Below are 18,851 nucleotides of genomic sequence, written 5' to 3'. Positions count from 1 at the left end.
CCCGGGATCGCCGGCGTGACCCGCCCCGACGAGCCCACCGAGGCGCTGCCCACCCGCGCCCTGCCGATCACCGGGGACGCGGACACCGCCGAACCCACCGTCCACCTCCCCGGGGTGGCGGCCGACCTGCCGCCTACCGCCGAACCCACGGTCCACCTGGCCGCGATCCCCGGCGCGGACGACCGCACCGCGGACCTCGCCGTCTCGGCCACGGCGGCACCGCCGGCTGCCGAGCCGACCGTGCACGTGAGGCCGGGCCGGGCAGACGACGTGGGTGAGGTGACCGTTCAGACACCGGGGCCGACGAACCGCCCCGGCGCGGAACCGGCCGCATCGTGGCAGCCCACCGCATCGTGGCAGCCCACCGGCGTCCCACCCCAGCATTACGCCACCGGGACGGCGGCGGCGGGCGCCGGGGCGTACCCGGATCGGATCGGCGACGCGCGGGCGGTGAGCGGCGCACCAGGGCCCGGCCCCGGCGGCGAGCTGCGCTTCGGGCCGGGCGTACCGGCCACGCCGCCGCCCGCGCCGCCCTGGCCCACCGCGCCTCCGATCCGCCCGCGTCCGGTCTGGCGTCGCGTCGTCTCGGTGCTGTCCACGCTGCTCACCGTGGTGCTGCTGCTGGCGGTCGGCCTCTACCTGTGGCAGCGGCTGCGCCCGCTGGAGGTCGAGGGGGTCACCGTCGCGGTGCCCCGGCCGGCCGGTGTGGCCTGCGACGTGACAGTCGACGTGGTCGCCACCGTACGCACCAACGGGCGCGGCGGGACGATCCGCTACCAGTGGTTCCGCTCGGACGCGCCGCCCGGCGCCGTGCTCACCGAACGGGTCGGCAGCGGGCAGCACACCACGGCGCTCACGCTCAAGTGGACGTTCACCGGGGTCGGGACGACCACCGGCATCGCCACCGTCAACATCATCGAACCGACGACGGCGCAGGCCAGCACGCGCGTCGTCTACCGCTGCCCCGGAGGCTGACCGCGTTTCCCCGCGCTCGCGTCCGGGTAGCCCCACCCGAACAGACCTGGACCACGTACGTGGAGGCCCTTCGATGAGAGACAACTTCGGGGACGCGGTGGGCGACGCGTTCCGTTCGGTGATGCTGTTCCTGCCCAAGGCGGTCGCGTTCGTCGCGATCCTGGTCGTCGGCTGGCTGATCGCCAAGGCCGTGCTGAAGCTCGTCGACAAGGTGCTGGAGCGGGTCCACTTCGACCGGGCCGTCGAGCGCGGCGGGATCAAGACCGCGCTGGCCCGCTCGAAGTACGACGCCAGCGACATCGTCGCGAAGCTGGCCTACTACGGCGTGCTGCTGGTCACGCTCCAGCTCGCGTTCGGCATCTGGGGCCCGAACCCCATCTCCGACCTGATCGCCGGTGTGATCGCCTGGCTGCCCCGGGCATTCGTCGCCATCGTCATCGTGGTGGTCGCCGCGGCCATCGCCCGCGCGGTGAAGGACATCATCTCCAGCGCGCTCGGCGGCCTCTCGTACGGCCGGGTGCTGGCCAACCTCGCGTCGGTGTTCATCCTGGGCCTCGGTGTCATCGCCGCGCTCAACCAGATCGGCGTCGCCACCACCGTCACCACCCCGGTGCTGATCGCGGTGCTCGCCACCGTCGGCGGCATCCTGGTCGTCGGTGTCGGCGGCGGGCTGGTCCGGCCGATGCAGAGCCGCTGGGAGAACTGGCTGACCCGGGCCGAGGAGGAGTCGCGCACCATCGCCACGCACGCCCGGGCGTACCAGGCCGGTCGGCGTGACGTCGAGGCCCGCCTGGCCGCCACCGGCCCGTACGCGGATTCCGAGCTGACCCAGCCGGTGAGCCGCGACGCCGAGGCGGACCGCACCCAGCCGGTCCCGGCGTACCCGGGCACCCAGCCGGCCGCCGCCGCGGACGCCACCGGGCCGGTGCCGTCGCAGGCGGGCGTGGAGGCCACGCAGCACATCCCGGCGTACGCGGACTCCGAGCGCACCCAGCCGACCACGCCGCGCCAGCCGACGGCTGAGCAGGCCGCGGACAGCGAGGCCACCATGGTCATTCCGCAGGCCGACGTGGACAAGTTCCGCCGCTGACCCGACAGCGGGGCGACCGATCGGGGCGGGACCGCACGGTCCCGCCCCGATCGCGTGCCCGCCGGGGGACCACCCGGGCGCCTCGCGGCGGATAGGATCCCGGCATGACCTGGCGATGTTGATGCCCTCCTGAGCGACGAGGCCGCGGGCCGCCGCGGACACCGTGCATTCCGACCGGTGTCCGTCACGTCCCGTGGGAAGGTTCCATGCTCGTCGCTCCTGCCCGCGTGCCCGCGACCCGCCGTCTGGCGGCGACGCTCTACGGGTACGCGTTCCTCACCGACCTCGTCCTGCTCTACCCGCTCTACGTGCTGCTGTTCGCCGACACGGGGTTGTCGGTCGGGCAGATCTCCTCGCTGTTCGTGCTCTGGGCGGCCGCCGGCATCGTGCTGGAGGTGCCCTCCGGCGTATGGGCCGACGCGGTGTCGCGCCGCCTGCTGCTCTGCCTCGCGCCGCTGCTGGCCGCGGGCGGGTTCGCACTCTGGGTGCTGCTGCCGTCCTATCCGGCGTTCGCTGTGGGCTTCCTGCTCTGGGGCGCCGGTGGCGCGCTGCGGTCCGGCGCGCTGGAGGCGCTCGTCTTCACCGAGCTGGAACGCCTCGGCGCGGCCGACCGGTACGCCCGGCTGATCGGCCGGACCCGCACCGCCGAGGTGCTCGGCGCGGTCGGCTCCGGGGTGCTCGCCGGGCCGGTGTTCGCGATCGGCGGCTACCTCGCGGTCGGCGCGGCGAGCGTGGCGACGTGCCTGCTGGCGGCGGCCGTCGCGGCCCGCTTCCCGGAACACCGCCCACCGCCGACCCCGAGCGCCGCACCGGACGGGCCGAGCGTGGGCGACGAGCCGGGGGAGGAGCAGGGTGACGACGAGCCCGGCTGGCTGGACAGCCTGCGCCTGGGCCTGCGCGAGGTGCGGGCCGACCGCCGCGTCCGTGCCGCCGTGCTGCTGGTCGCGGCCGTCACCGCGATCTGGGGTGGGCTGGACGAGTACACCGGGCTGCTGGCCGCCGACACCGGCACGGCCGAGGTGGGCGTACCGCTGCTGCTCCTGCTGGTCTGGGCCGGGATGACTGTGGGCGGGCTGCTGGCACCGCTGGGTGAGCGGCTGTCCCACCGGGGGTACGCCGGTCTGCTGGTGTTCGCGGCGGGAGCGACGGCGGCCGGGGCGCTGCTGCGGCACCCGGGCGGGTTCCTGCTGCTGGCGGCGGCGTTCGCCGCGTTCCAGCTGGCCACCGTGCTCGCCGACGTGCGGCTCCAGGCCCGGATCGCCGGGCCGGCCCGGGCCACCGTCACGTCGCTGGCCGGGATGGCCACCGACCTGACCGTCGTCGCCTTCTACGGCGGGTACGGGCTGCTCGCCGGCGCGGTGGGCAACCCGGCGGCCTTCGCGGTCGCGGTGCTGCCGTACCTGCTGGTGGCGCTCTGGCTGCTCACCGGTCGGGCGTGAATCGGCAGAAAGGGGACCAATGGTCGCGTTCGCGGCCTAGCGTGAGTGCGGAAATCGGCGACCCCGGGAGACGATCGCGGTGACGTTGGAAGCAGAGCGCACGTTGCGCGACGAGGAGCTGTCCGGGCTGGCGGACCTGGCCGCCCAGCTACGGGTGGACGCGATCCGGTGCAGCACGGCGGCCGGCTCCGGGCACCCCACGTCCAGCCTGTCCGCCGCCGACCTGCTCGCCGTGCTCGTCGCCCGGCACCTGCGCTACGACTGGTCCTACCCGGGCAACCCCGGCAACGACCACCTGATCTTCTCCAAGGGGCACGCCTCCCCACTGCTGTACGCGGTGTTCCGCGCCACCGGCGCGATCAGCGAGCAGGAGCTGCTGGAGACGTACCGGCGGTCCGGGTCGCGCCTCCAGGGCCACCCCACGCCGGTGCTGCCCTGGGTGGACGTGGCCACCGGCTCGCTCGGGCAGGGCCTGCCGGTCGGCGTCGGGGTGGCGCTCGCCGCCCAGTACCTGGACCGGTCGCCCGCGCACGTCTGGGTGCTCTGCGGAGACAGCGAGACCGCCGAGGGCTCGGTGTGGGAGGCGCTGGACAAGGCCGGCCACTACGGGCTGCGCAACCTCACCACGATCGTGGACGTCAACCGGTTCGGCCAGCGCGGCCCCACCGAGCTGGAGTGGGACCTGGACACCTACCGGCGGCGCGTCGAGGCGTTCGGCTGCCGGGCGATCGTGGTCGACGGCCACGACCTGGGCGCGATCGACGAGGCGTACGGGCAGGCGCGCGAGGCCACCGGGCCGACAGTGGTGCTGGCCCGCACGGTCAAGGGCAAGGGCGTGCCCGAGGTGGAGAACGACCCGGCCTGGCACGGCAAGCCGTTCGACCCGGAGCTGGCCGAGCGCGCCGTGCGGGCGCTCGGCGGTCCCCGGCGCATCCGGGTCGCCGGACCGAAACCACCACCCGCGCCCCGGGCCGCCGCGCCGCAGATCCGGCAACCGGAACTGCCGACCTACGAGCGCGGCGCGAAGGTCGCCACCCGGGACGCGTACGGTGACGCGCTGCGCGCCCTCGGCGCCGCCCGGCCCGACGTGGTCGCGCTCGACGGCGAGGTCAGCGACTCCACCCGGGCGGAGCACTTCGCCGCCGCGTACCCGGACCGGTTCTTTCAGATGTTCATCGCCGAACAGCAGCTCGCCGCCGCGGCGGTGGGCCTGGCGGTGCGCGGCTACCGGCCGTTCGCGGCGACGTTCGCCGCGTTCTGGTCCCGGGCGTACGACTTCATCCGGATGGCGGGCGTGTCCCGCGCCGACATCGCGCTCGTCGGCTCGCACGCCGGGGTGGAGATCGGCCCGGACGGCCCGTCCCAGATGGGGCTGGAGGACATCGCCGCGCTGCGCGCGGTGCCCGGCTCCACGGTGCTGTGCCCGGCCGACGCGGTCTCCTGCGCGGCCCTCGTCGCCCAGATGCCCGACCACCCGGGGGTGAGCTACCTGCGCACCACGCGCGGCAAGTACCCGGTGCTCTACGACGACGCCGAGCCGTTCCCGATCGGCGGCAGCCGGATGGTGCGCGACGGCGGGGACGTGGCGCTGCTGGGCACCGGCGTGACGGTGCACCTGTGCCTCGCCGCCGCCGAGGAGCTGACCCGCGAGGGCATCGACGCCCGGGTGATCGACCTGTACTCGATCAAGCCGGTGGACCGGCAGCGCCTGGCCGAGACCGTCGTGGAGACCGGCGGGCGGCTCGTCGTGGTCGAGGACCACTACCCGGAGGGTGGGCTGGGCTCGGCCGTGCTGGAGGCGCTCGCCGACCTGGGCGAACCGGCTCGGGTCAACCACCTGGCGGTACGCGGGCTGCCCGGCTCCGGCACCCCCGCCCAGCAGCTCGACCGGGCCGGAATCGGTGTGGGCGCGATCGTCTCGGCGGCGCGGGCCCTGGCCTGAGCCCGTACCGCCGGGGCCGGCGGCGCGGCGGTGTTTGCCGAGGCCGGCGGCGGGTAGCCACGCTGCCGTTGCGACGGGAGGACCGACGATGGCCGAACCGGAGTTCTACGCGCGGGTCTCCGCCCGCGCCGGCGTGCCGGTGGAGACGGCCCGCGCGCTGACCCAGGCGACACTGCGCACGCTCGCCGAACGCATCAGCGGCGGCGAGGCCGACGACCTGTCCGCGCACGTCGCGCACGAGCTTCGTCCGCTGCTGGCCCGCGCCCGGGTCGAGGATCCCGAGGTCTTCGGGTACGACGAGTTCCTGCGCCGGGTCGCCGAGCGCTCCGGCGCGACACCGTCCGACGCCGAGCGCGGCGCCCGGGCGGTGTTGCAGGCGCTGCACCGGGTGGTCGGACCGGCCCAGTTCAACCGGGCGTTGTCCCAGCTGCCGCGCGAGATCGCCGAGCTGGCCCAGCCCGCCCCGCGCCCGGCCTGACCGCGCCCGCCCTGACCGTTACTCGGGCAGCGCGTCGAGGTAGACCCAGCGGCCGTCCTCGCGGGCGAAGCGGCTGTGCTCGGCCAGCACGCCCGCCCGGCCGCCCTCGCGGTAGTGCGCCCGGAACCGGACCGTCCCGGCGCTGTCGAACAGGCCGCCCTGCCCGGCCTCCACGATCTCCAGCCGGGTCCAGCGGGTGCCCCGGTCCAGCTCCAGGCGGTCGGGGCGGGTGCTGGAGTGCCAGCTGTGCCGCAGGTACGCGGCGTCGCCGAGCGCGAACGCGCTGAACCGGGACCGCATCAGCGCCTCCGCGCTCGCCGCCGTCGCCTCGCCCCGGTGCACCGGACCGCAGCAGTCCGCGTACGGCCGGCCGGTGCCGCACGGGCAGGCCGCCGGACGCTCACCCCGTTTCGCCATGCCACGATTCTCCCAAGCGCCGGGGCGGTGTTCAGCAGGGGCCCTTCCAGGCACCCCGACGCACTAGGCTCCCCGGACCATGAGCGTGAGTCCGACTCAGCGTGTCCTCGACCCGGATCAGGTCCGCCGCTACCTGACCGCCTCGCTCGGATCCGACGCCGAGGTGGCCGACTGCGGGCCGCTGACCGGTGGCGGCTTCGCCGCCGTCTGGTGGGTACGCCTCACCGACGGCCGCGAGGTGGTGCTCAAGGTCGGTCCGCCGCCACACGTGCCGCTGCTGCGCTACGAACGCGACATGATCGGCGCGGAGGCGCACTACCTGCGCCTGGTGGCCGACCGCGCACCGGGGGTGCCCACGCCCGCGCTGCTGCACCACGGCACCCACCCCGGCCTCGGTGACTGGCTGCTGATGGCGCGGCTACCAGGTCGTACCCTCTGGGACCTGACCCAGGGCGGCGCGGACGTCGGGCCGCTGCGCGCGGAGTTCGGCCGCGCGCTCGCCGCGTTGCACACGGTCACCGGCGAGCGGTACGGCTACGACGGCGACCGGGCCTCCGGCGCGACCTGGCGGGACGCCTACACGGTCATGGTGGACGACATGCTCGCCGACGCCGCGGACTGGGCGGTGCCGTTGCCGGTGCCCGCGTCCCGGATCCGGGAGCTGGTGGCCCGGCACGCGGCGGTGCTCGACGTGGTCGACCGTCCGGCGCTGCTGCACTTCGACGGCTGGGCCGGGAACGTGCTCGCCGTCGACGGGCCGGACGGCACCCCTCGGCTCACCGGTCTGGTCGACGGCGAGCGGTACCTGTGGGGCGACCCGCTGATGGACCTGGTGTCGCCGCTGCTGTTCCGCCGCGCCGAGGACGAGCCGGACGACCCGCTGGTGCGCGCCTACCGCGAGGCGGCGCCGTTTCCGCTGGACGCCGGGGCGCGGCGGCGGCTCGGGCTCTACCGGCTGTATCTCTACCTGCTGATGACTGTCGAGATGCCCAGCCGGAACATCACCGCCGACAACGACCCGGGCCGGGTGGAGCTGCTGGCGGACCTGCTCGACGCCGAACTCGCCGACCTGGCCGGCTGAGCCTCACCGGGTCGCGGTGGCGAAGACGACGATGTTGTCCGGGTAGCTGCCGGTGCGCGGGTCGAACCGCCCGCCACACGTGATCAGCCGCAGCCGTGCCGCCGCGTCGCCGCCGTAGACCCGCGCGGTGGGGAAGCGCTCCTTCGGGTACGCCCCGACGCCGTCGACTGTGAACGTCGCGGTCCGCCCGTCGGCCCGCAGCACCCGGATCGTGTCGCCGCCGCGCAGCCGCCCGAGGTCGAAGAAGACCGCCGGGCCGTGCTGCGAGTCGACGTGCCCGACCAGCACCGCGTTGCCGGCCTGGCCGGGCGCCGGACCGGGGTGGTACCAGCCGGTCACCTCGGGGCGTTCCAGCGGCGGCACCTCCAGCGCGCCGTCGGCGTCGGTGGCGACCGGGACGATCTCGGCGTCCACGCCGATGCGCGGGATGGTGACCCGCACCGGTGTGGCGCGGGGGAGTGCCGGGCCGGCCGTACCCGGTCGTTCGGTCGCCGGCGCGGCGGAGGCGCCGGGCTGCGGTGGTGACGCCGACGTGGTGCCGAGCCCGGCCGAGACCAGCCCGGCGCCGGTGGCGGCGGCCACGGTGACGGCGGTGACCACGACGGCGGCGTGCAGGCGCGACCGGCGCTGCGACTCCGACAGCATCGCACCTCCGTCCGACAGGGACGCGGCGCCCGCGCCGGATGCTCCGGCGCGGGCGGACCGCTCGACGAGCCGGTCAGGCGACGGCGCCCGCGCGGCGCCGGCGGATCACCGCGTACGCGCCTCCGGCGAGCGCCCCGGCGGCCAGGACGCCACCGGCGATCAGCACCCCGGTGTCGCCGTCGCGCCCTCCGCCACCGGCCTGCGCGCCGCCGATCGGGGTGACGGTGAACGTGGCGCTGCCGCCGTCACTGCCGTCGCCGCAGGTGGTGGCCACCGTGTACGTGCCGAGCGTGAACCCGGCGGTGAACAGTTCGGCGCTCAGGCCACCGCCCGCGGCGGCCGTGGTGGACCGGACGTTCTGGTCCCGGTCCGGGCCGGTGACCCGGAAGATCGCGTCACCGGCGTTCGGGTTGCACGTGGTGGTCAGCACGACGGTGCCGCCGACCGGGGTGGTGGCGGGTGAGACTCTGGTGTCCGCCAGCGCGGCGGCCGGGAGCAGCAGTGCGCCGAGGCCCACGCCGAACGCCGCCGATCCGAGAAATGACTGTGCCTTCATCCGCGTCTTCCCTCACTTTTCGTCCGCTGTAGGCGTGGGACGTCGTTCGGGTGGCCAACTCCGTGACGAGCACCGGTGTGGCCAACACTAGGAGGGTTGCGGCGGTCACTGGGGGTAATTGAGAAATCTTCGTTGCCGTCCGGTGTGCTCCCTGCCGCCACGAGACGGCGGACATGCCGGGCCAGGCCGGACGGCGAACGGTCCGGCTTCGGCACGTCTGGGTCCGGTGTCCGGTTCGGCGCCTACCGGACCGGCGGCTCCGGCCGGACCAGGCCGGTGTCGTACGCGAGCACCACCGCCTGGATCCGGTCTCGCAGGCCCAGCTTGGTGAGGATCGCCGAGACGTGGGTCTTCACGGTGGCGGTGCTCAGGTGCAACCGGGCAGCGATCTCCGCATTGGACAGTGCCCGCGCGGTGAGCGTCAGCACCTCCCGCTCGCGGGCGGTCAGCACGGCGAGCGCGTCGGCGGTGGGCGTGCGCCCGGGCAGCCGGTCGGCGTACCGGTCCAGCAGCCGCCGGGTCACTGTGGGCGCGAGCAGGGCCTCGCCCCGGGCCACCACGCGTACCGCCTCGGCGAGGTCGGCCGGGCGGGTGTCCTTGAGCAGGAACGCGCTCGCCCCGGCGCGCAACGCGGCGTAGACGTGCTCGTCCAGGTCGAACGTGGTCAGCATGACCACCCGGGCCGGGTTGCCGGCGGCCACCAGGTCGCGGGTGGCGGCGATGCCGTCGCGCCGGGGCATCCGGACGTCCATCAGCACCACGTCCGGCCTCGTACGGGTCGCCACCGCCACCGCCTCGACGCCGTCGCCGGCCTCGCCGACCACGCTCAGGTCGGGTCGCGCGTCGAGGACTGTGCGCAGCCCGGCGCGGATCAGCTCCTGGTCGTCGGCGACCACCACCCGCACGGTCACCGGTCCGCTCCGACCGGCAGTCGCGCGTGGACCCGGAACCCGCCGGCCGGCAGCGGACCGGCGTCGAGCGTGCCGCCGAGCAGCCGGGCCCGCTCCCGCATGCCGACGATGCCACGCCCGGTGGGCGTACCGGGCCGGCGGGCGGGGGCCGGGCCGTCGTTGACGACCTCCAGCCGCAGTAAGCCGTCGCGGTAGCGGACGTCGACGTCGGCGCGTGTGGCGTGCCCGTGGCGCAGCGCGTTCGTCAGTGACTCCTGCACGATCCGGTACGCCGACAGTTGCACCCCGCCCGGCAGCGCGTCGCCGTCGCCCTCCCGGCGCAGCGTCACCGGCAGCCCGACCGCCCGTACCGCGTCGGCGAGCGCGTCGAGCTGCGCCAGACCCGGCTGCGGCCCGTCCGGCTCGGACCCGTCGTCGAGGGCGAGCGCGTGCAGCATGGCCCGTAGCTCGGTGAGCGCCGACCGGGCCGCCGCGTCGATCGCGCCGAGCGCCGCCCGCGCCTGGGCCGGTTGCGTGTCGAACACGTCCTCGGCTGCGGCGGCCTGTACGGCGATGACCGCGACGTGGTGCGCCACCACGTCGTGCAGTTCCCGGGAGATGCGTTCCCGTTCGGTCGCGAGTACGTGCCGTTCCCAGGCGCAGCGCCGTTGCGCCTGGCCCCGCTGCAACTCGCCCAGCGTCCAGCTCAGGCCCAGCGCGGTCACCGCCAGCAGCAGGTCCCGCCAGCCGCCGGTGACCAGCTTCCACGGCGTGGGCGCCAGCAGCAGCCCGAGCGCGACGAGCGAGTACCGGGGTGGGCGCAGCCGGGCCACGTACGCCAGCGGCACCGCGACCAGGCCGAGCCAGCCGAGCTGCGGGCAGAGCGCCTCCAGGCCGGCCCCTGCCAGCGTGGCGACGGTGAGGGCGTACCCGGGGTGGCGCCTGATCCACAGCAGACAGCTCGCCTGCGCCACGGCGAGCCCGACCGCGACGGCGGTCGCGCCGGCCGTGTCCGGTCCGGCGTCGGAGGCCAGCAGCGCGAGTAGGCAGACGGCGAGGCTCACGATGGCGATGCCGCCGTCGAGTAGCAGCAGGAACCGGGGACGGGGCGCGCACCTCATGTCCGGATGCTAGGCCGCCGGCCCGCCGATTCTCATCGGTCGCCGGACGGAGATCCGGGCCGGTGGTCGTCCCGGCGACGGAGCCGGGAACCGCTCCGCGGCCCGATCCGCGCGACGGCCCGCCGGACCTAGCGTTTCCGGCAGTCGTTCCGATGTGGAGGAGTCACCGATGGAGACCACGATCCCGACCGTCGCCGCCCGCCCGAATCGCCGCCGGGACCGCCTGCTCACGGTGTTCGCGGCGACCGCCGTCGCGCTGCTGGGCTGGCTGGTCGCGGTGCCACTCGCCGGAGTGGAGCTGATCGCGCGGAGCGGCTCCGCCGATCAGCGGGTCACGCCGGTGGCCGTGGTGGTGAGCACGCTGCTCGCCGGGCTGGCCGGCTGGGCGCTGCTGGCCCTGCTGGAACGGCTCACCGCCCGCGCCCGGACCGCCTGGACCGCTGTCGCGGTGCTGGTGCTGCTGGTGTCGCTGCTCGGGCCGCTGGGCGGGGGAGTGGGGAGTGCGGCGACGCTGACGCTGGTGGTGTTGCACCTGGTCGCGGGCGCGGTGCTGATCACCGGTCTGCGCCGGACCGCCGCCCGCTGAGGGCGGGCGATCCGCTGACGGGTCCGGACCGCCGCGACGGGGGCAGGCGGCTTGGACCAGCAGAACTAGCCTCCTAGGACGGCGTACGCGATGTGACGCCCGGAATTTCCCCGCCGCCGATGTCGAGAACGCCAGGGCGGCTTCGTCCCCGGAGTGAACGCGGCCAGAATGGGTCGCACCCTCCACGAGGAGACACAGATGAAGTACCTGCTCCTGAAGCACTACCGCGGCGGCCCGACCCCGGTGTCCGACATGCCGATGATCGACAAGTGGACGCCGGAGGAGATCTCCGCGCACGTGCGCTACATGCAGGAGTTCGCGGCCCGGCTCCAGGAGAGCGGCGAGTACGTCGACGGCCAGGCGCTCGCCCCGGAGGGCACGTTCGTCCGCTACGACGGCGAGGGACGCCCGCCGGTCACCGACGGCCCGTTCGCCGAGACGAAGGACCTGATCGCGGGCTGGATGGTGATCGACGTGGACAGCTACGACCGCGCGCTCGAACTGGCCGCCGAGCTGTCGGCCGCGCCGGGGCAGGGCGGCAAGCCGATCCACGAGTGGCTGGAGCTGCGCCCGTTCCTGACCGCGCCGCCCACCATCACGGAGTGACCCGTCCGATGGACGAGGTCGCACTCCGCAGCCTCATCCCGGGCGTGCTCGGTGTCCTCGTCCGCCGCGGAGTCGACTTCGCGGCGGCCGAGGACGCCGTGCAGGACGCGCTCGTGGAGGCGCTGCGTGTCTGGCCGGCCGACATGCCCCGCGATCCGCTGGGCTGGCTGGTCACCGTGGCGTGGCGGCGGTTCCTCGACGTGGTTCGCGCCGACGCCGCCCGGCGCCGGCGCGAGGACGTCGTGGACGAGGAGCCGCCGCCCGGCCCGGTGTCCGCCGTGGACGACACGCTGCGGCTCTACTTCCTCTGCGCACATCCGTCGCTGAGCCCGTCGTCGGCCGTCGCGTTGACGCTGCGCGCCGTCGGCGGGCTCACCACCCGGCAGATCGCGCAGGCGTACCTGGTGCCGGAGGCCACCATGGCGCAGCGGATCAGCCGGGCCAAGCGCACCGTCTCCCGGGTCCGGTTCGACCAGCCCGGTGACGTCGCCACCGTGCTGCGGGTGCTGTACCTGGTGTTCAACGAGGGCTACTCCGGCGACGTGGACCTGGCGGCCGAGGCGATCCGGCTCACCCGGCAACTCGCCGCCGCGATCGACCACCCCGAGGTGGCCGGGCTGCTCGCGCTCATGCTGCTGCACCACGCCCGCCGGGCCGGGCGGACCGCGCCCGACGGCAGCCTGGTGCCGCTCGCCGAGCAGGACCGCAGCCGGTGGGACACCACGCTGATCGCCGAGGGCGTCGGCATCCTCCAGACCGCCCTGTCCCGCGACCGGCTGGGCGAGTTCCAGGCCCAGGCCGCCGTCGCGGCCCTGCACGCGGACGCGCCCACCGCGGCGGAGACCGACTGGGTGCAGATCGTCGAGTGGTACGACGAACTCGTGCGCCTGACCGGCAGCCCGATCGCGCGGCTCAACCGGGCGGTCGCGGTCGGCGAGGCGGACGGCCCGCGCGCCGGGCTGGCGGCGCTCGCGGCGCTCGACGACACGTTGCCCCGGTACACGGCGGTGGCCGCGTACCTGCACGAACGCGACGGTGATCCGGACCGGGCGGCCGCGCTGTACGCGGAGGCGGCCCGCCGCGCGTCCAGCCTGGCCGAGCGCGACCACCTGAACCGGCAGGCGGCCCGCCTCAACTCCCGCCGCCGGTAAACCGGTCGGCGGCGCGCGTCGCCGCTGGTAGGTTGCCTCGCCGTGACGGGGGAACGGCTCGGCGGGCGCTTCGCCCGACTGTGGACGGCGAGCACGCTGTCCGCGCTGGGCAGCGGGACGGCGACTGTGGCCGCGCCGCTGTACGTGGCGTCGATTACCGACGATCCGCTGGTGGTGTCGGCCGGGGCGGCGGTGTCGTGGCTGCCGTGGCTGCTGTTCGCGCTACCCGGCGGAGTGCTCGCGGACCGGGTGGACCGGCGGCGGCTGATGGTGCTCATCGACTGGGTACGCGTCGCCGCGCTGGCCGCCCTGGCGGTGGCGATGCTCGCCGACCGGGCCGGGATCGCGCTGCTCTACGCGGTGCTGTTCGTGGTGAACACCGGCGAGGTGGTGTTCCGTACCGCCGCGCAGGCGGTGCTGCCGGCGGTGGTGCCGCGCTCGATGCTGGAACGCGCCAACGGCTGGCTCGGCGGCGGCACCCAGGTGATGCAGAACATGATCGCCGGCCCGCTCGGCGGGTTCCTGTTCGTGCTGGCGGCGTCGCTGCCGTTCGCGCTCAACGCCGGCACGTACGCGCTCAGCGCCGTGCTGGTCGGGCTGCTCGCCGGGACGTACCGTGCCGGGCCGGCGCTTCCGGAGCGGCGTTCGGTTCGGGCGGAGGTCGCGGAGGGGTTCCGCTGGCTGTGGGGGCAGCGGCTGCTGCGCACCATGACGATGCTGATCGGTCTGCTCAACGTCACGCTCACCGCCGCGGTGGCGGTGCTGGTGCTGCTCGCCACCGAACGGCTGGGTCTCGGCTCGGTCGGCTACGGCGCGTTGTTCACCTGCATGGCGGTCGGCGGGGTGCTCGGCTCGGTGGTGGGGGACCGGCTGATCGCCGCGATCACGCCCACCTGGACGGTGCGGACCGGGCTGCTGGTCGAGGCGGGGCTGCACCTGGCGCTCGCCGCGTCCCGCAGCGCCGCCGTGGTCGGGTTCGCGCTGTTCGCGTTCGGGGCGCACAGCGCGCTGTGGAACATCGTGGCGAACTCGCTGCGGCAGCGGCTCACCCCGCCGGCGTTGATGGGCCGGGTCGGCAGCACCACGTTGTTCGTCGCGGCGGGTGGCAACTGCGTCGGCGCGCTGCTCGGCGGCGTGGTCGCCGCCCGGTTCGGCATCACCGCGCCGTACTGGGTGGGTTTCGTGGTGGCGGTCGCGGTGATCGCCGCGACGTGGCGGGTCTTCGACCGGGCGACGGTGGCCGCCGCCTACGCCGAGCCGGCCCCGCAGAAGCCCGCCCCGGTGGCCTGAGCGCGGGTCGGCGGGTGGCGGTTCCCGCCGGTGTGGCAGCGTGGCCGGATGCACGCATCCTTCCCGGCCGACGTCGACCTCGCGCTGGTCGGCGGTGGCGGCGCCGCGTCCCTGGTCCTGGCCGCGCTGGACCGGCACGGCGTGACCGGGCTGCGGGTCGCGGTGGTCGATCCGGTGCACAAGCGCGGCCAGGACCGCACCTGGGCGTTCTGGGGCCTGCCCGGCGACGACCTGGACCCGCTGCTGAGCGCGAGCTGGTCGCAGGTCGACGTGGTCACGCCCGCCGGGCGCCGCGTCCTGCCGCTGCACCCGCTGCGGTACGCCATGCTCCGCTCCGCCCCGGTCTACGACCGGGCTGCCGCGGCCGAGCGGCGGCTGGACGCGGTCCGGATCAGCGTCCCGGCGGGGGACCTGCACGACGACGGTGAGCGGGTCACGGTCCGCGACCCGGACGGGCGGGACCTGGTGCGGGCCGGGTGGGTGCTGGACTCGCGGCCCCGGCGGCCGAAGCGGCCGGGGCGTACCAGCTGGTTGCAGCACTTCCGCGGCTGGTGGCTGGCCGCCGACCGGCCCACGTTCGACCCGCAGCGGGCGGTGCTGATGGACTTCCGCACGCCGCAGCCGGCGCGCGGGGTGTCCTTCGGGTACGTGCTGCCGGTCGACGACCGGTTCGCGCTCGTCGAGTACACCGAGTTCGGGCCGGCCCTGCTCGACGACGCGGGCTACGACAGGGCGCTGCGCGGCTATGCGGATCTGCTCGGGCTGGACCTGACCGCGCTGCGGGTGCGGGAGGTCGAGGACGGCGTGATCCCGATGACCGACGGCCCGTTCGAGTCCCGTCCCAGCCCGCGGGTGGTGCGGCTGGGCACCGCGGGTGGGGCGACCCGCCCGTCCACCGGCTTCACGTTCTCCGCGATGCTGCGCCAGGCCGACCAGGTGGCCCGGGCGCTCGCCGCCGGTCGTCCGCCGGTGCCGGCGCCCGCGTACCCGGGCCGGCACCTGTGGATGGACGCGGTGGCGCTGCGCGCGCTGGACCGGGGGCACGTCGGCGGGGTGGAGTTCTTCGAGCGGCTGTTCGACCGCAACCCGCCGGAGCGGGTGCTGCGGTTCCTCGACGGCGTGACCAGCCCGGCCGAAGACCTGGCGGTGATGCGGTCCAGCCCGCTGCTGCCGATGACCGGCGCGGTGCTCGGCGACGCGGCCGGCCGGCTGCGCGCCCGCCTGCGCCGCTAGCCTCGGTGGCCGGTCGCTGCCGTGACGCGGTCGCGCACGAGCGTCCGCAACTGCTCCATCGGATCACCGTCACCGGCGCCGAGCCGGTTGCGCACCGCCGCCACCGTCAACCCCAGTTCGGGGTACGCGAACGCGAGGCTGCCGCCGCTGCCGGCGGTGCCGAACGACCCGTCGTCGTCGACCGCGTACCCCAGCCCGAATGTGCTCGCCTGCCCGAACACCCACTCCTGGGCGCGTACCGCCGGGGCGGACACCTCCCGCATCCGCTCGGCGGAGATCAGCCGCACCCCGTCGACCGGGCCGAGCAGCGCCGCGTACATCCGGGCCACCGCGCGGGCGCTCATCGTGCCGACCGACGGCACGTCGGCGCGCAGCACGTCGGGGCGGGAACCGATGACGGTGTCCGGGCGTACCGCGGGCGGGGCGACCGCGTCGAAGTGCGGCAGGTTGGCCCCGGCCCAGGTCATCAGCGCGGACAGGCCGGCGTCCTCCAGACGCGCCAGCCGGGGCAGGTCCGCCTCCGGTACGCCGAGGAACAGCTCCCGGTCCACGCCGAGCGGCCCGGACACCTCCTCGGCGAGCACTTGCGACACGGGCGCGCCGGTGACCCGCCGGACCACCTCGCCGAGCAGCCAGCCCCACGTCCAGGCGTGGTACGCGAGCCGCTCGCCCGGTGCCCACAGCGGCCGCGCCTCGGCGAGCAGCTCGCACATGCCCGCCCAGTCGGTGAAGTCCTCCGGCGTGATGTCGGCGGGCAGCGCGGGCAGGCCGGCGGTGTGGGTGAGCACGTGCCGCAGCGTGATGCCGTCCTTGCCGTGCCGGGCGAACTCCGGCCACACCGCGGCGAGCGGCAGGTCGTAGTCGAGGCGTCCCCGCTCGGCCAGCACGTGCACCACGGTGGCGGTGAGTCCCTTGCCGGTGGAGACCGCGTGCACGGGCGTGTCGGCGGTCATCGGCCGGCCCGTCGTGGTGTCGGCCAGGCCGGCCTGTTCGGAGACGATCGCGACCCCGTCCAGGTACGCGGCCACCTGCACACCGGCCTCCCGCCCGGAGGAGACCAGTTCGTCGATCGTCGCCCGTACCTCGGCCCGCAGGCCGTCCCACCGCGTGTCCACGATCCCGCAGCGTGCCAGACCGCCGCGTCTGCGTCGTCTGCTTTTCACCGCCACGGGGGGGTGCCGCTGCGCTGCCGTCACCGTCGTTCGTCGGTGGCGCTGTCACCGGGCGGACGGCTGCGCGCCGAGCAGGCCGGCGAACGTTCGCTGTCGGCGGTGCTCAGCGGGTGACCGGTGTCGGCGTACTGCCGGTGGCGCCCTGGGTGGGCAGCGGGTTCGGGCCGCTGGTGAGCAGCCGGGCGCGCAGCGCGTCGACCGTCCGCGCGTCGACGCCGAGCCGGCCGGTCACGTAACCGTCCACGGAACCGTGTGCCGCCCTCAGGTCGGCCAGCACCAGCCGGATGATCTCGGCCGGCGCCCGCCCGTACGCCGGCCAGCCCGGTGTCGCCCCGCCGTTGCGCTCCCGCCACTCGGCCACCAGCCGGTCGGTGGCGTGCTCGGTGAGCGCGAAGTCCGCAGCGATCTGGTCGTCGTCCACGCCGAGCAGGGACAGCACCAGCGCGGCGAGCAGCCCGGTGCGGTCCTTGCCGGAGGCGCAGTGGAACACCAGCGGATGCTCGCCGTCCGCGATCACCTCGAGAGCCCGGCGCAGCTCGGCGACGCCGTCCTCGGCCACCTCGGCGTACCGGTCGGCCAGGTATCGCCACGGGTCCACGTCAGGGTCGATGTCCGCCTGCACGTACGGGCGGTGCTCGATGCTCAGGTTGTGCCAGGTCACGCCGAGGCTCTCCGGGGCCCGGCCCCGGTCGGCGATCTCCCACGGGTACCGCAGGTCGATCACGGTGCGCACGCCCAGCGCCGTGAACCGTTCCAGATCGTCACCGGCGAGCTTGGCCAGCGAGTCGGAGCGGTAGAGCCGGCCCCGGGCGACGGTGCGGCCGTCGCCGGTCCGCCAGCCGCCCAGGTCACGGAAGTTGCAGAGCGTAGCGAAGTCCGGGGGAGTGGTCATGCCCGCACGCTAGCCGGGCGCGGCGGGTCGGGTGGTCCCGCGCGCCCGCGTACCCGGTAGGTTGCCGGGCATGGTGGAGGCGGAGACCGGCCGGGTCGTGGAGATCTGGACCGACGGCGCGTGCAGCGGCAATCCCGGGCCCGGCGGCTGGGGCGCGGTGCTGCGCTGGGGCGGGCACGAGCGGGAGCTGTGCGGCGGCGAGGCCACCCCGACCACGAACAACCGGATGGAGCTGACCGCCGCGATCCGGGCGTTGGAGAGCCTGACCCGTCCGGTCACGGTACGGCTGCACACCGACAGCACGTACGTGCGCAACGGCATCACCGGCTGGCTGAACGCGTGGAAGCGCAACGGCTGGCTGACCGCCGCGAAGCAGCCGGTGAAGAACGCCGACCTGTGGCAGGCGCTGGAGGCGGCCTGCGCCCGGCACGACGTGACGTGGCTGTGGGTGAAGGGCCACAACGGGCACCCGGAGAACGAGCGCGCCGACGCGCTGGCGAACCGGGGCATGACCGAGGCGCGGAGCGGCGCTGCCGCCGCCCCGCGTACGGCTCAGCGCAGCGGCCGGCCCTCCTCGATCTCCTCCGGCTCCTCGGACGGGTCGCCGGTGCCGGAGACGGCCTCCACGTCGTAGCCGGCGCGGCTGACCTCCCGCGCCGACCGCCGGTCCTCGGCGGGCAGGTCGGCGAAGTCGTCACCGGTGTCGTCGGTGGTGTGCAGGGATTCACCCGGCGGGCGCAGGGACGCCTCGTACGCGGTCGCGCCGTCTGGTTCGTCGCCGGCCGCGCGGCCGAAGGACTGTTCACTGGTCATGTCGCACTCCTGCCCGCAGCGGTTGACGGCAAACGTCGAGCGGCCCTTGCCCGGCCGGTGACCTGCGTCGGTTCGGCGGCCCGTGTCGGTTCGGTGGCCTGCGCCCGTTCCGTGACCTGCATCGGGCTCGGCTCGGTGGCCGTTCCGTGGCGCGCGCCCGTTTCAGCCGGCCGCGTCCGGGCCGCGGGCCGCGTCCGGGTGGGTCGGCATCGACGAGCCGCCCGAGCTGCTGCCGGACGCCCCGCCCGCCATGCCGGACCCGTCGTCCTCGGTCACCTCGTCCGGCTTCGGCGCGCCGGGAGCGGGCGCCGGCACGTCGGTGTCCGCCGCGGTCTGCACCAGCGGAACCTGCCCGGCCTCGTCCTCGGCGTGCGCCGGGTCGACCGGCTCCTCACCGTCGCGTGCCCGATACCCCACCGGTGGCCTCCCGTCGGTCGACAGTCGTCCGCGCCGCCTACCCGACCCCACCCCCAC

At 75.2% G+C, this 18,851-nt stretch carries 21 protein-coding genes; 12 read left to right on the top strand and 9 right to left on the bottom strand.

The window, feature by feature from the left end:
• Positions 1–15 precede the first annotated feature (15 nt).
• From EAD96_RS14690 to EAD96_RS14670, 5 genes are all read left to right on the top strand, one after another.
• Entirely contained in the window at positions 16–975 is a 960-nt protein-coding gene (locus tag EAD96_RS14690) for a hypothetical protein (RefSeq protein ID WP_121684659.1), read from the top strand.
• A 73-nt stretch (positions 976–1,048) separates the two neighbouring features.
• Positions 1,049–2,065, top strand: coding sequence for a hypothetical protein (locus EAD96_RS14685; RefSeq protein WP_121684658.1), 1,017 nt, complete (start codon positions 1,049–1,051; stop codon positions 2,063–2,065).
• Between the two features lie 206 nt (positions 2,066–2,271).
• Positions 2,272–3,504: an MFS transporter gene (locus EAD96_RS14680; protein WP_121684657.1), complete on the top strand. Its 1,233-nt coding sequence runs from the start codon at positions 2,272–2,274 to the stop codon at positions 3,502–3,504.
• Between the two features lie 79 nt (positions 3,505–3,583).
• Positions 3,584–5,446, top strand: a complete 1,863-nt coding sequence (locus tag EAD96_RS14675; protein WP_121684656.1) for a transketolase — start codon at positions 3,584–3,586, stop codon at positions 5,444–5,446.
• Between the two features lie 88 nt (positions 5,447–5,534).
• A complete protein-coding gene (locus EAD96_RS14670) occupies positions 5,535–5,924 on the top strand; it encodes a DUF2267 domain-containing protein (RefSeq protein WP_121684655.1) in 390 nt (129 codons plus the stop codon).
• 18 nt (positions 5,925–5,942) lie between these two features.
• On the opposite strand, the gene EAD96_RS14665 is transcribed toward EAD96_RS14670, so the two are convergent.
• Complete coding sequence (locus EAD96_RS14665; protein WP_121684654.1) at positions 5,943–6,341, bottom strand: YchJ family protein; 399 nt, start codon at positions 6,339–6,341, stop codon at positions 5,943–5,945.
• Positions 6,342–6,420: 79 nt separating this feature from the next.
• Between EAD96_RS14665 and EAD96_RS14660 the strand changes: the two genes are divergently transcribed.
• Positions 6,421–7,422, top strand: coding sequence for a phosphotransferase family protein (locus EAD96_RS14660; RefSeq protein ID WP_121684653.1), 1,002 nt, complete (start codon positions 6,421–6,423; stop codon positions 7,420–7,422).
• Between the two features lie 3 nt (positions 7,423–7,425).
• Here EAD96_RS14660 and EAD96_RS14655 read toward each other — a convergent pair whose 3' ends face one another.
• The 4 genes from EAD96_RS14655 to EAD96_RS14640 form a co-directional block, all read right to left on the bottom strand.
• Positions 7,426–8,067, bottom strand: coding sequence for a class F sortase (locus tag EAD96_RS14655; RefSeq protein ID WP_121684652.1), 642 nt, complete (start codon positions 8,065–8,067; stop codon positions 7,426–7,428).
• Between the two features lie 73 nt (positions 8,068–8,140).
• Positions 8,141–8,623: a hypothetical protein gene (locus tag EAD96_RS14650; protein WP_073829387.1), complete on the bottom strand. Its 483-nt coding sequence runs from the start codon at positions 8,621–8,623 to the stop codon at positions 8,141–8,143.
• A 242-nt stretch (positions 8,624–8,865) separates the two neighbouring features.
• Complete coding sequence (locus EAD96_RS14645) at positions 8,866–9,534, bottom strand: response regulator transcription factor (protein WP_121684651.1); 669 nt, start codon at positions 9,532–9,534, stop codon at positions 8,866–8,868.
• Positions 9,531–10,634 carry a sensor histidine kinase gene (locus EAD96_RS14640; RefSeq protein WP_121684650.1) on the bottom strand — a complete coding sequence of 368 codons (1,104 nt, stop codon included), beginning with the start codon at positions 10,632–10,634 and terminating at the stop codon, positions 9,531–9,533. Before EAD96_RS14640 ends, EAD96_RS14645 begins: the two co-directional genes overlap by 4 nt.
• A gap of 169 nt (positions 10,635–10,803) precedes the next feature.
• Between EAD96_RS14640 and EAD96_RS14635 the strand changes: the two genes are divergently transcribed.
• The 5 genes from EAD96_RS14635 (at position 10,804) to EAD96_RS14615 (ending at position 15,500) form a co-directional block, all read left to right on the top strand.
• Entirely contained in the window at positions 10,804–11,220 is a 417-nt protein-coding gene (locus EAD96_RS14635) for a DUF6069 family protein (RefSeq protein ID WP_121684649.1), read from the top strand.
• Between the two features lie 198 nt (positions 11,221–11,418).
• Positions 11,419–11,826, top strand: coding sequence for a YciI family protein (locus EAD96_RS14630; RefSeq protein ID WP_121684648.1), 408 nt, complete (start codon positions 11,419–11,421; stop codon positions 11,824–11,826).
• 8 nt (positions 11,827–11,834) lie between these two features.
• Entirely contained in the window at positions 11,835–12,977 is a 1,143-nt protein-coding gene (locus EAD96_RS14625; protein WP_121684647.1) for an RNA polymerase sigma factor, read from the top strand.
• A 42-nt stretch (positions 12,978–13,019) separates the two neighbouring features.
• Complete coding sequence (locus EAD96_RS14620) at positions 13,020–14,267, top strand: MFS transporter (protein WP_121684646.1); 1,248 nt, start codon at positions 13,020–13,022, stop codon at positions 14,265–14,267.
• A 48-nt stretch (positions 14,268–14,315) separates the two neighbouring features.
• Positions 14,316–15,500 carry a lycopene cyclase family protein gene (locus tag EAD96_RS14615; RefSeq protein ID WP_199733175.1) on the top strand — a complete coding sequence of 395 codons (1,185 nt, stop codon included), beginning with the start codon at positions 14,316–14,318 and terminating at the stop codon, positions 15,498–15,500.
• Here the strand turns inward: EAD96_RS14615 and EAD96_RS14610 are convergent.
• Positions 15,497–16,615: a serine hydrolase gene (locus EAD96_RS14610; protein WP_199733174.1), complete on the bottom strand. Its 1,119-nt coding sequence runs from the start codon at positions 16,613–16,615 to the stop codon at positions 15,497–15,499. The two genes, EAD96_RS14615 and EAD96_RS14610, sit on opposite strands and share 4 nt — an antisense overlap.
• A gap of 160 nt (positions 16,616–16,775) precedes the next feature.
• The gene (locus tag EAD96_RS14605) at positions 16,776–17,564 is read right to left on the bottom strand and encodes a tyrosine-protein phosphatase (protein ID WP_121684644.1); all 789 of its coding nucleotides are present in this window, start codon (positions 17,562–17,564) and stop codon (positions 16,776–16,778) included.
• 70 nt (positions 17,565–17,634) lie between these two features.
• Between EAD96_RS14605 and rnhA the strand changes: the two genes are divergently transcribed.
• Complete coding sequence (rnhA, locus tag EAD96_RS14600; RefSeq protein ID WP_013476715.1) at positions 17,635–18,198, top strand: ribonuclease HI; 564 nt, start codon at positions 17,635–17,637, stop codon at positions 18,196–18,198.
• Here the strand turns inward: rnhA and EAD96_RS14595 are convergent.
• Positions 18,117–18,377: a hypothetical protein gene (locus EAD96_RS14595; RefSeq protein ID WP_120569802.1), complete on the bottom strand. Its 261-nt coding sequence runs from the start codon at positions 18,375–18,377 to the stop codon at positions 18,117–18,119. The genes rnhA and EAD96_RS14595 overlap by 82 nt on opposite strands.
• A 162-nt stretch (positions 18,378–18,539) precedes the next feature.
• A complete protein-coding gene (locus tag EAD96_RS14590) occupies positions 18,540–18,794 on the bottom strand; it encodes a preprotein translocase YidC (protein ID WP_120569803.1) in 255 nt (84 codons plus the stop codon).
• Positions 18,795–18,851 lie beyond the last annotated feature (57 nt).

It is taken from the genome of Micromonospora sp. BL1 (genome assembly GCF_003667485.1).
Classification (GTDB): domain Bacteria; phylum Actinomycetota; class Actinomycetes; order Mycobacteriales; family Micromonosporaceae; genus Micromonospora; species Micromonospora tulbaghiae.
The sequence above is the reverse complement of the archived record's forward strand: the minus strand, read 5'-3'. Positions and strand labels throughout refer to the sequence as shown.

Coding starts and splice junctions, on each gene's coding strand:
- EAD96_RS14660 (WP_121684653.1), top strand. CDS start 6,421: ATGAGCGTGAGTCCGACTCAGCGTGTCCTCGACCCGGATCAGGTCCGC.
- rnhA (WP_013476715.1), top strand. CDS start 17,635: ATGGTGGAGGCGGAGACCGGCCGGGTCGTGGAGATCTGGACCGACGGC.
- EAD96_RS14655 (WP_121684652.1), bottom strand. CDS start 8,067: ATGCTGTCGGAGTCGCAGCGCCGGTCGCGCCTGCACGCCGCCGTCGTG.
- EAD96_RS14650 (WP_073829387.1), bottom strand. CDS start 8,623: ATGAAGGCACAGTCATTTCTCGGATCGGCGGCGTTCGGCGTGGGCCTC.
- EAD96_RS14635 (WP_121684649.1), top strand. CDS start 10,804: ATGGAGACCACGATCCCGACCGTCGCCGCCCGCCCGAATCGCCGCCGG.
- EAD96_RS14680 (WP_121684657.1), top strand. CDS start 2,272: ATGCTCGTCGCTCCTGCCCGCGTGCCCGCGACCCGCCGTCTGGCGGCG.
- EAD96_RS14630 (WP_121684648.1), top strand. CDS start 11,419: ATGAAGTACCTGCTCCTGAAGCACTACCGCGGCGGCCCGACCCCGGTG.
- EAD96_RS14595 (WP_120569802.1), bottom strand. CDS start 18,377: ATGACCAGTGAACAGTCCTTCGGCCGCGCGGCCGGCGACGAACCAGAC.
- EAD96_RS14685 (WP_121684658.1), top strand. CDS start 1,049: ATGAGAGACAACTTCGGGGACGCGGTGGGCGACGCGTTCCGTTCGGTG.
- EAD96_RS14625 (WP_121684647.1), top strand. CDS start 11,835: ATGGACGAGGTCGCACTCCGCAGCCTCATCCCGGGCGTGCTCGGTGTC.
- EAD96_RS14665 (WP_121684654.1), bottom strand. CDS start 6,341: ATGGCGAAACGGGGTGAGCGTCCGGCGGCCTGCCCGTGCGGCACCGGC.
- EAD96_RS14640 (WP_121684650.1), bottom strand. CDS start 10,634: ATGAGGTGCGCGCCCCGTCCCCGGTTCCTGCTGCTACTCGACGGCGGC.
- EAD96_RS14670 (WP_121684655.1), top strand. CDS start 5,535: ATGGCCGAACCGGAGTTCTACGCGCGGGTCTCCGCCCGCGCCGGCGTG.
- EAD96_RS14615 (WP_199733175.1), top strand. CDS start 14,316: ATGCACGCATCCTTCCCGGCCGACGTCGACCTCGCGCTGGTCGGCGGT.
- EAD96_RS14605 (WP_121684644.1), bottom strand. CDS start 17,564: ATGACCACTCCCCCGGACTTCGCTACGCTCTGCAACTTCCGTGACCTG.